Below are 6000 nucleotides of genomic sequence, written 5' to 3'. Positions count from 1 at the left end.
TTGTCGTGCATGTCGGCGCCGGTGTCGCGCATGGTGCGGATCACCCGGTCCAGCGAGATGAAGTGCTCGCCATCGCCGCGCAGCGCCATCTGCGCCGCGTTGATCGCCTTCACCGCGGCAATCGCGTTGCGCTCGATGCACGGCACCTGCACCAGCCCGCCCACCGGGTCGCAGGTCAGCCCGAGGTTGTGCTCCAGGCCGATCTCGGCGGCATTCTCCAGCTGCGCCGGGGTCGCCCCCAGCACTTCCGCCAGCCCCGCCGCCGCCATCGCGCAGGCCGAGCCGACTTCGCCCTGGCAGCCCACTTCGGCACCCGAGATGGACGCGTTCTTCTTGCACAGGATGCCCACCGCCGCCGCGCCGAGGAAGAAGTTCACCACGTCGTCCTCGGTGGCCTCGGGGTTGAAGCGCATGTAGTAGTGCAGCACCGCCGGGATGATCCCCGCCGCGCCGTTGGTGGGCGCGGTGACCATGCGCCCGCCGGCGGCGTTTTCCTCGTTCACCGCCAGGGCGTAGAGGTTCACCCATTCCATGGCGCTCATGGTGCTGCCGATCACGTTCGGCTTGCCCAGTTCCTGCAGGCTGCGGTGCAGCTTGGCGGCACGCCGGCGCACGTTCAGCCCGCCGGGCAGGATGCCTTCGTGGCCAAGACCATTGCTCACGCATTCCTGCATGGCGTCCCAGAGTTTCAGCAGTCCGGCGCGGATCTCCGCTTCGCTGCGCCAGGCCTTCTCGTTGGCCAGCATCAGCTCGGCGATACGCAGGTTGTGGCGCTGGCAGAGTTCCAGCAGCTCTTCGGCGCTGGAGAAGTCGTAAGGCAGCTCGGTGGTGTCCTGGTCGAGCTGGCCGGAGCGGGCCTGGGCCTCGTCGACCACGAAGCCGCCACCGATGGAGTAGTAGGTGTCGCGGTGCAGCTCACCCGCCTCGCCTTCGACGATCAGCGTCATGGCGTTGGGGTGGTACGGCAAGTTTTCCTCGAGCAGCAGCAGGTCGCGCTGCCAGTCGAAGGCCACCGGGTGGCTGCCGCCCAACAGCAGTTCGCAGGACGCCTGCAGCGCCTCGATGCGCGGGGCGATCTGCTTCGGGTCGACCCGATCCGGCCATTCGCCCATCAGCCCGACCAGGGTCGCGCGGTCGGTGCCGTGGCCGACGCCGGTGGCCGACAGCGAGCCGTACAGGCGCACCTCGACCCGCGTCACCTGCTCCAGCAGGCCGCGCTCGCGCAGCGCCGTGGCAAACAGCGCCGCCGCCCGCATCGGGCCCACGGTGTGCGAGCTGGAAGGGCCGATACCGATCTTGAACAGGTCGAACACGCTGATAGCCATGCCGGTTCCCCGAATACATCTGTGGGAGCGATTTCAATCGCGATTGCAGGCCGCAGGCCTGCCCTTCCCTACAGGATTCTCCCGATCCGGCATCAGCAGAATCTGTCCGTATCCGACCCGAAAATGTACGGGGGCACCGCCCTCGCCCACAGAAACCGGGGATCATGCTGTGGATAAGCTGTAGAGCCACCGCCCAGCCCCAGGCACTGCGCCACTTCCAGCCAAATGGTCAATTCTTGAACCATTTCAGCCACTTGTAGAAAGAGCTGCCCCCAGAATCTGTGCAGGGGCTTGTGGATAAGGTGTGAGCGTCCGGCCAGGGGCCCGGTGGCCGGGGCCTTTGCCGGAACTGATCAGTAAATGCACAGCCCAGGGAAAATTAAACGCACGCTTAAATTTTGTAACCCGCGCCACCCCCGGCTTTGGCTGCTGGTATAAAAGTTTCCGTTCAAATTATGAGCAGCCCGAGACCCAGGCTAACGTTCAAGTCACAAGAACAACGGAGAACCGCCCCATGAATCCCGGCACCCAGGTAGAGGCTGATTTCATCGTCCTGCCCAGCGACACCGCCAAGGCCCTGCCCCTCTCCCCTGACGACGATTTCCCCGAGGTGTTCGCCACCTCACGCATGATCGCCCTGATGGAGCTGGCCGCATCGCGCTGCATGCGTCCCCTGCTGCAGGACGGCCAGCTCTCGGTGGGCGTCGGTGTGGATATCCGCCACCTCGGCGCCACCCCGGTGGGCGTCCGCGTATCGGCCCGCGCCACCTTCCTCGGTCAGGAAGGCAAACTCTACCTGTTCAAGGTCGAAGCCTTTGACGAGGGCGGCCTGATTGGCGAGGGCCAGCACAGCCGCGCCATCGTCGCCACCGACCGGCTGCTTGCCGGGGCCCATGCCCGCAACCAACGCTGAACCGAATTCCCCATGACACGACCCGATGCCCGGCCCCGGCGCTTGCGGCTGCCAGACGGCCGCACCCTGGCCTACCAGCTCTACGGCGCCAGCGAAGGCCGCCCGCTCTACTACTTCCACGGTTTTCCCGGCAGCCGCCTGCAAGCCGCGCTGCACCATGAACAAGCCCTGGCGGCCGACGTCTGCCTGGTAGCGCCGGATCGGCCCGGTTTCGGCTGGTCCGACTACCAGGCTGGTCGCAGCATCCTCGACTGGGCCGACGACGTGGCCTTCATGGCCGATACCCTTAGCCATCGGCGCTTCGGCGTGGTCGGCGTGTCTTGCGGTGGCCCCTATGCGCTGGCCTGTGCCCATCAGATGGGTCAGCGCCTGGACTACGTCGGGCTGCTGGCCGGCATGGGACCAATGGACATCCCCGAACTGCGTACGGCGCAATTGCCGGCTCTCAAGGTGATGTTCGGCCTTGCCCGCCTCCATCCCCGCTTGGCCAGCCCGCTGCTGTCACTGGATCGACTGATGTTCCTGCACACCCCGGAGCGCGCACTGAAAGGCCTCGCTGGCCTTCTGGCAGAGCCGGATCGCCAGTTGCTGACAGATGATCCACTGGCTGCGCAAGACTTCGCGACCTTTCTGGCCGAGGCCTATCGCCAAGGCATTCGCGGTGCCTGCCTGGAAGCTGGGCTGATCGCCGCGCCCCGTCCCTACGCGCTGGAAGATATCCAGGCGCCCGTGCACCTCTACCAGAGCGGCCTCGACCGCCACGTACCGGAGGCCATGGGGCGCTATCTCCAGGCGCGCTTGCCCCGCGCGAGCCTGCGCCTTTACCCACAAGAGGGGCATCTTTCCATCGTGATCAACCAGTTCCCCCAGGTGCTGGCGGACTTTGAACATTCCCGGCAGAACGAGGCAGCCTGACATGAGTGATTCCCTGACCTACCGCGGTGCCGTCTATCCCTGGCATTGCGATCACATGGGTCACATGAACGTGATGTGGTACGTCGGCAAGTTCGACGAAGCGACCTGGCAGCTCTTCACGCTGTTGGGCCTGGCCCCTTCGCGCCTGCGCGGGGAGAACGCCGGGATGGCGGCGGTGGAACAGCGGATCGAGTACCGCCGCGAGCTGCATGCCGGGGATGTGGTGTCCATTCACTCGCGGGTGCTGGAAGTGAAGGACAAGTCGATCCGCTTCTGCCACGAGATGCGCAATGACGAGACCGGCGAGATCGCCGCCGTCACGACCCTGGTGGGCGTGCACCTGGACACCTTGGCACGCAAGGCCCGGGCATTTCCGGAAGATGTCCGCACGCGGGCGTTGGCCTGGCAGCCCGTCGACTGACGGCTATCCCCACAAAGCGTGGACGTTCCTGTGGACAAACTGTGGGAGCGGCCACGCAGCCCGCGAAATGCCTGGGCTGCAGCCGATCGATCAGATTGTGTTCAGCCGTTCAGCTGACTCAGGCAGGACTGGGACACCTTGATCAGGCGTTGGTGAGTCTGTTCGGGCAAGGGGGTTTTCTGGGTCTTCAACACTTCGAGTTCGGTGGTGCTGAACTCGCTGCTGACGCGGTCGGCGGCGCAACTGCAATAACGCTGTAGCTTGTCGCCGGGGACATTGGCCTGGGCACTGGTCTTGCACTCCTGAATGAAGTGGTCGCGCTCGCCGCTCGGCCATTCGGCGGCTACGGCCGGCAGGCCGACCAGCACGGGGATGAACAGGGCAATCAGGGTCGGGTAACGCATGTCGGTTCCTCCTTCCTGGGCAGGGCGTCGCCGTGAGGCGGGCTCTTGGTTTCTGAGGGTTGGATGGCCTCGGGAGTTCCCCTTGCCTGACCAGGCGCCAGCCATGGAAAAGGATGTCGCCTCTAACGAATCCCAAGCGTCCAACCTGGCGTAAAGTTAGGCCCCATACGCCTGTGCCTGCAGGCGAACGGACAGAAGGACCAGGACATGACCGACCAGACCCAGCAATTCGCCAGCGACAACTACTCCGGTATCTGCCCGGAAGCGTGGGCCGCGATGGCCGAGGCCAATCGTGGCCATGAACGCGCCTATGGCGATGACCAGTGGACCGCGCGGGCCGCCGACCATTTCCGGGACTTGTTCGAAACCGACTGCGAAGTCTTCTTCGCCTTCAACGGCACCGCGGCCAACTCCCTCGCCCTTGCCTCTCTGTGCCAGAGCTACCACAGCGTGATCTGCTCCGAGACCGCCCACGTCGAGACCGACGAATGCGGCGCGCCGGAATTCTTCTCCAACGGGTCCAAGCTGCTGCTGGCCAAGACCACCGACGGCAAGTTGACCCCCGAGGCAATCCGCGAGATCGCCCTGAAACGCCAGGATATCCACTACCCCAAACCCCGCGTGGTCACCCTCACTCAGGCCACCGAGGTGGGCACCGTCTACCGCCCTGAGGAAGTCCGCGCCATCAGCCAGGTGTGCAAGGAGCTTGGCCTGAACCTGCACATGGACGGAGCGCGCTTCTCCAATGCCTGTGCCTTCCTCGGCTGCTCGCCGGCTGACCTGACCTGGAAGGCCGGGGTGGACGTACTCTGCTTTGGCGGTACCAAGAACGGCATGGCAGTAGGCGAGGCCATCCTCTTCTTCAATCGCGAGCTGGCCGAAGATTTCGACTACCGCTGCAAACAGGCCGGCCAGCTGGCTTCGAAAATGCGCTTCCTCGCCGCTCCCTGGGTTGGCCTGCTGCAGGACGATGCCTGGCTGCACTACGGCAAGCACGCCAACGCCTGCGCCCAGCTGCTGGCCGAACTGGTTGCCGACGTACCGGGCGTGAGCCTGATGTTCCCGGTGGAAGCCAACGGCGTGTTCCTGCAGATGTCCGAGCCGGCGCTGGACTACCTGCGCGCCAAGGGCTGGCGTTTCTATACCTTCATTGGCGCCGGTGGTGCCCGCTTCATGTGCTCCTGGGACACCGAGATGGATCGCGTGCGTGAATTGGCCGCGGATATCCGTGCGGCGATGGGGGCCTGATCCACGCCTCCCGCTTCCTTCCCCTGTGGGGGCGAATTCATTCGCTAAGGGCCGCGCAGTTGCGCCCTTGTCGCTCCGGCGGGCAGGCCTGCGGCCTGCATAGCGATTGAAATCGCCCCCACAAGTTTCTCCCACAGACGTGCGCCCCGCCCTTTTCCCGCCTTACCCCCGTTTTCCGTGGATCACGCTGTGGACAATCTGTAGAGCCAAGGCTGCAGCCCGCGCCAGCCGTGGCATCCCAGTACTTGGATATTTTCTGATCTATTTCAAGAACTTGCGATTTATTCCACACAAAATCTGTGCAGCGAAAGGTACACAAACTGTGGAAAACTTCCTGAAGCCCTAGTCTCGCCTGCGATACACCGAATTGTTCATCTTTTGACCAAGCAACATCAGCGGGCCGATTACCCCCAGATCATGTGGATAAGACTGTGGAAAATCTGTTGATGCCGCTGTATAGCTAAAGCCCCGTCTTTTCTGGCCTTCAGCCTTTTTCACACAAAATAGATCCCGCTCGCCGAAAACTTTCACACAAAAGTCGTGAAGAACCCTGTGGAAAAACTCTTTGCAAGTCACCCAAAGCCAGCATTCGCGGGCTGTACAGCCTGTCGATCAATTACCGATCAGTCGAACTTTTTTGCTTCCGAACGCCCCTGATCGCACCTTGAACGGTGGAAAACCCTGCTCTTACTCACAAAGCCGGTGGAGCCTTCTGTGGACAAGCTGTACAGACACTTGCCGGGACCAGGAATGGCGCGGCCTGCAGTGATTCGT

Annotated in this window: 6 protein-coding genes; 4 read left to right on the top strand and 2 right to left on the bottom strand. The window is 63.7% G+C overall.

Annotation, left to right across the window (positions count from 1 at the left end):
• The coding region (locus E8E75_RS09390; protein ID WP_280358601.1) for an L-serine ammonia-lyase at nt 1-1325 on the bottom strand (1325 nt) is incomplete at its 3' end.
• 514 nt (nt 1326-1839) lie between these two features.
• On the opposite strand from E8E75_RS09390, the gene E8E75_RS09385 reads away from it, so the two are divergent.
• Genes E8E75_RS09385 through E8E75_RS09375 form a run of 3 tightly spaced genes read left to right on the top strand, consistent with a single transcriptional unit; the run spans nt 1840 to nt 3574 of the window.
• On the top strand, nt 1840-2238 hold the full coding sequence (locus tag E8E75_RS09385) for a thioesterase family protein (RefSeq protein ID WP_120653455.1): 399 nt from the start codon (nt 1840-1842) through the stop codon (nt 2236-2238).
• Nucleotides 2239-2250: 12 nt separating this feature from the next.
• Nucleotides 2251-3153, top strand: a complete 903-nt coding sequence (locus tag E8E75_RS09380) for an alpha/beta hydrolase (protein ID WP_153917535.1) — start codon at nt 2251-2253, stop codon at nt 3151-3153.
• Between the two features lies 1 nt (nt 3154).
• Nucleotides 3155-3574, top strand: a complete 420-nt coding sequence (locus E8E75_RS09375; RefSeq protein WP_120653457.1) for a thioesterase family protein — start codon at nt 3155-3157, stop codon at nt 3572-3574.
• Between the two features lie 101 nt (nt 3575-3675).
• Here the strand turns inward: E8E75_RS09375 and E8E75_RS09370 are convergent, their stop codons facing one another.
• Complete coding sequence (locus E8E75_RS09370) at nt 3676-3978, bottom strand: hypothetical protein (protein WP_120653458.1); 303 nt, start codon at nt 3976-3978, stop codon at nt 3676-3678.
• A gap of 207 nt (nt 3979-4185) precedes the next feature.
• Between E8E75_RS09370 and E8E75_RS09365 the strand changes: the two genes are divergently transcribed.
• A complete protein-coding gene (locus tag E8E75_RS09365) occupies nt 4186-5226 on the top strand; it encodes a low specificity L-threonine aldolase (RefSeq protein ID WP_120653459.1) in 1041 nt (346 codons plus the stop codon).
• The last annotated feature ends 774 nt before the right edge of the window (nt 5227-6000 follow it).

The sequence above is a fragment of the Pseudomonas sp. BN606 genome, from assembly GCF_029873115.1.
In the GTDB taxonomy this organism is placed as follows: Bacteria; Pseudomonadota; Gammaproteobacteria; order Pseudomonadales; family Pseudomonadaceae; genus Metapseudomonas.
This window is presented reverse-complemented; position numbering and strand designations above follow the sequence as displayed.